The 4622-nt window shown below is 69.3% G+C and carries 3 protein-coding genes; 2 read left to right on the plus strand and 1 reads right to left on the minus strand.

Annotated features, from left to right (window positions below):
- Together ACJA3G_RS30760 and ACJA3G_RS30765 are read left to right on the plus strand one after the other, a co-directional pair.
- The coding region (locus ACJA3G_RS30760; protein ID WP_406556315.1) for an LCP family protein at nucleotides 1–1562 on the plus strand (1562 nt) is incomplete at its 5' end.
- A gap of 150 nt (nucleotides 1563–1712) precedes the next feature.
- On the plus strand, nucleotides 1713–3398 hold the full coding sequence (locus ACJA3G_RS30765) for an LCP family protein (protein WP_406556316.1): 1686 nt from the start codon (nucleotides 1713–1715) through the stop codon (nucleotides 3396–3398).
- Nucleotides 3399–3491: 93 nt separating this feature from the next.
- Here ACJA3G_RS30765 and ACJA3G_RS30770 read toward each other — a convergent pair whose 3' ends face one another.
- Entirely contained in the window at nucleotides 3492–4502 is a 1011-nt protein-coding gene (locus tag ACJA3G_RS30770; RefSeq protein ID WP_406556317.1) for a glycosyltransferase family 2 protein, read from the minus strand.
- Nucleotides 4503–4622: the final 120 nt, after the last annotated feature.

A 4622-nucleotide genomic window follows, 5' to 3' on the forward strand; every position in this document is an offset into this window, starting at 1 on the left:
GCCCCCGGCAGAGGAGGCCCCCGCCGCCGCGAGGTCCCCGGCCAGCGCGACRACCGCCGCCCCTCGGGCGCCCAGGACGGCCCTCGGCCGCGGCCGGCCGGCGCAAGCGCAAGCCCAGGGCCTCCCGCAAGAAGAAGGTGCTGATGTGGACGGGCGGTGTGCTGGGGTTCGTCCTCGTCGCGGGCTCGACCGGCGCGTACCTGCTCTACCAGCACTTCAACAACAACCTGAACACCGTGGACGTCGGTGACGCGGGCAGCAAGCACGCCACCTCCGACGGCCCGGTGAACATCCTGATCATCGGTACGGACAAGCGCACCGGCAAGGGCAACGAGGGGTACGGCGACAAGGGCAGCGAGGGCCACGCCGACACCAACATCCTCTTCCACGTCTCCAAGGACCGGACGAACGCGACCGCGCTGTCCATCCCGCGCGACCTGGTGACCAACATCCCCCAGTGCCCGACCAAGCAGAAGGACGGCTCCACCAAGACCGTCCGGGCCGAGTCGATGGTGCGTTTCAACACCAGCCTCGGCCAGGAGGGCCGCGACCCGGGCTGCACCATGCGCACGGTCAAGGAGCTCACCGGGCTGAGCGTCGACCACTTCATGATGGCCGACTTCAACGCGGTCAAGGAGCTGTCGACGGCGGTCGGCGGCGTGAAGGTGTGCCTGACGAAGCCGGTGAACGACCCCAAGTCGCATCTGAAGCTGCCGGCCGGTGTCTCCAAGATCAAGGGCGAGCAGGCCCTGGCGTTCGTCCGGACCCGGCACAGCTTCGGCAACGAGAGCGACCTCGACCGGATCAAGCAGCAGCAGCAGTTCCTCGGCTCGATGATGCGGCAGATGAAGTCCGACTCCACGCTGAGCAGCCCGACCAAGATGTACGGGCTGGCGAACGCGGCGACCAAGGCGCTCACGGTCGACTCCGGAATAGGGTCGATCAAGAAGCTGACCAGCCTTGCGCAGGACCTCAGCAAGGTCGATCTGAAGAACGTCACCTTCACGACCGTTCCGGTCATCGACAACCCGGCTGACGGCAAGGTGCACAAGACGGTGGTCATCGACCCCGTCAAGGCGCCGCAGGTGTTCAGCATGATGCGCTCGGACGTGTCCTTCACCGAGGTGAAGAAGAAGGAGAGCGAGGCCAAGGACGCCCAGGCGGCGCTCCTCAAGGGCACCCGCGCCCAGCCCTCCGCGGTCCGTGTGCGGGTGCTCAACGGCGGCGCGGTGGCGGGCTCCGCCTCCCAGACGCTGGTGTGGCTGCAGAACACCAAGGGCGTGCTGAAGTCGGACAACGGCGGCAACGCCCCGGCGAAGCTCGCGAACACCACGCTGGCCTACGCGCCCAACCAGGCCGACCAGGCACGTAAGCTCGCTGATCTGATGGGTCTGCCCGCGACCGCGCTCAAGCCCGGGACCCAGGACGCGGTGGGGAAGACGCCGATGGTGCTCACCCTCGGCGCGGACTTCAAGGGCGCCGGCATTCCGATCACCGCTCCGGCCAAGGCGCCCGAGGGCATCCAGAAGGTCGAAGCGGACAAGTCAGTGTGCGCGAAGTGACACGTTCGTACGCAACTGATGCGTACGAGACTGACGTGTGCCAAGTAATGAGAGGTTTTCGGCCCCGATCGGGTGCGGAGACCACCTGAGACAGGGGGTATTGGGGTGGGGCAGAACAGCGTGCGCGGGGAGGGAACGCGACCGCGTCGTGTGCGGAACGCCGATCAGCTCGGCTGGGACGAGTCGCTGTACGGCGCGGAGGAGGGCGGCGACCGGCCGCCGGCCCCGCGCTCGTCCGGCGACGGCACGGGCGACGGCGAGGGCGACGGCACGGGCGCACCCGCGAAGGGGACGGCCGCCGACGGCTCCGGACACCGGCGCGGCGGCCCGCGCAAAAGAGTGAAGAAGAAGGGCAAAAGGCGCATACTTCGCTGGGTGGCCTCCACGCTCGCCCTGCTCATACTCGGCACGGCCGGCGCCGGTTACCTGTACTACGAGCACCTCAACGGCAACATCCGCAAGGGCGACCGCAGCGCGGGCGGCTCCAACGCCAAGAAGACCGAGGCCAACGCGGACGGCCAGACCCCGCTGAACGTCCTGCTGATCGGTTCCGACAGCCGCAAGGGCGCCGAGAACGTCAAGCTCGGCGGCGCCAAGGACACCGCCGACAACCCGCCGCTGGCCGATGTGCAGATGCTGATGCACGTCTCCGCGGACCGCAAGAGCGCCTCGGTGGTCTCCATTCCGCGCGACACCCGGGTCGACATCCCGTCGTGTGTGAACCCGCAGACCAAGAGGACGATGCCGCCCACCAACACCCTCATCAACGAGGCGCTGGCGCGGGGCGGCGCGGGCTGTGTCCTGGACACCTGGGAGAAGCTCACCGGTATCTACATCGACCACTGGATGATGGTCGACTTCGCGGGCGTGGTGGCGATGGCCGACGCGGTCGGCGGCGCCGAGGTGTGCGTCAAGCAGAACGTCTACGACGGGCCCAAGCCCAAGGTGTCCGGCGGCTCGCACCTGCGGCTCACCGCGGGCACCCACAAGGTCCAGGGCGAGCAGGCCCTCCAGTGGCTGCGCACCCGGCACGCCTTCGCGAGCGACCTGGGCCGCTCCAAGGCCCAGCACATGTACCTCAACTCGGTGATGCGCGAGCTGAAGAAGCAGAACGCGTTCACCGACACCGGGCGGATCATGAACCTGGCGGAGACGGCCACCAAGTCGCTCCAGGTCTCCCGTGAGCTCGGCACGGTCAAGAAGCTCTACGACCTCGGCATGGAGCTCAAGAGCGTGCCGATGGAGCGGATGAACATGCTGACCATGCCCCGCATCCAGGACTACAAGAACAAGGAGCATGTGCTGCCGGCGCCCGGCGCGGCCGAGACGCTGTGGTCGATGCTCCGCGAGGACAAGCCGCTCGACAAGAAGGACGACGGCCCGGCCAAGCCGGAGCCCAAGGGCCCGGCGGCCACCCCGGCCGGCTCGCTCTCGCTCTCCGTCGTCAACGGCACCGGCGCGGGCGGCGCGGCGCCCACCCAGAAGCGGGCGTCCACCGTCGCCGACACCCTGAAGAACAAGGGCTTCTACAAGGCCAAGGCCTCCGACGTCCGCGGCTCGGCGGCGGTCACCACGCTGACCTACCCCAAGAGCGCGGGCGCCCAGGGCAAGGCCGACGCGCTGTCGGTGGCGACCGCGATGGAGCTGCCGTCCAATGCGGTGAAGGTGTCCGCCGACGTCTCCACGCTGACCCTCACGGTCGGCGCCGACTGGCGCACCGGCGCCACGTACCCGAAGAAGTCCGCCGAGGACAGCGACCCGCTGAAGGGCACCGAGAACGTGAACGGTGCCGACAAGTCGGACTGCATGGACATCTACTGGCCCTACCGCTGGTAGCCGCCGCGTACGCGAAAGGGGGCGCCCGGTGCTTCACGGCACCGGGCGCCCCCTTTTTTTCCGTACGGCCCGTCGTTTCCGTACGGCCCGTCGTCAGACCCTGACCGCCGGGCGGCGGCTCGCGATGACCTTGCGGGCGAGCGCCTTCGGGCTGGTCAGGAAGCCGTAGCCCCAGGACATGTGCATGGTGGCGAGCGCGACGGGGATCTGCAGCCGGGCCTTGAGGGACAGTCCCCTGCCCGCCGGGAGGGAGCCCGCCGCTATCGCCAGGAGGTAGCCGGCCGGGATCACGAAGCCCACCGGCGTGAGCGCCGCGCCCACCACGACACCGGCCGCGATCGCGCAGACGGCGGCCGGCGGGGCCAGGTAGCGCAGGTTGATGGAGCCCTCGTGGTAGCGGGCGACGACATGGCGCCAGCGGCCGTAGTCCTTGTACTGCTTGGCCAGGGCGCGCACGCTCGGGCGCGGACGGTACTGCACCTTCAGTTCGGGCGAGAACCAGATGAGGCCGCCCGCCTCGCGGATGCGGAAGTTCAGCTCCCAGTCCTGGGCGCGGATGAACTCCTCGTTGTAGCCGCCCTGCTGCTCAAGGGCCTCACGCCGGAAGACGCCCAGGTAGACCGTCTCGGCCGGGCCCGCGGCGCCACCGGTGTGGAAGGCCGCGTTGCCGACGCCGATCTTCGAGGTCATGGCGGCGGCGACCGCGTCCTCCCAGGCGTTCTCGCCCTCGGCGTGCATGATGCCGCCGACGTTCTGCGCGCCGGTCTCCGCCAGGAGGCGGACGGCGGTGGCGATGTAGTTCGGCGAGAGCATGCCGTGGCCGTCGACGCGCACCACGACGGGGTGGCGGGAGGCCTTGATGGCGGCGTTCAGCGCCGCCGGGGTGCGCCCGGTGGGGTTGGGGACGGTGTGGACGCGGGGGTCCTCCCGTACCAGCTCGGCGGCGATCTCGTCCGTACGGTCCGTGGACGGGCCGAGCGCGATCACCACCTCCATCTCGCCGTCGTATTCCTGTTCCAGGATGTGGCGGACCGAGTTGCGCAGATGCCGCTCCTCGTTGAGGACCGGCATGATCACGGAGACAGCGGGGTGCGTGGCGTTCATCGTGGTTCACGTTACCGCGAACGGGGGACAGCGTTGCGCGCGGCCGGGGCGGCGCGGGTTGTCGCAGATCGTATGGGCCTACCGTGCCACCTGTCCCCCTTTCGCCCGCGGAGGTCCCCG

The organism is Streptomyces sp. YS-3 (assembly GCF_045257485.1).
Taxonomy (GTDB): domain Bacteria; phylum Actinomycetota; class Actinomycetes; order Streptomycetales; family Streptomycetaceae; genus Streptomyces.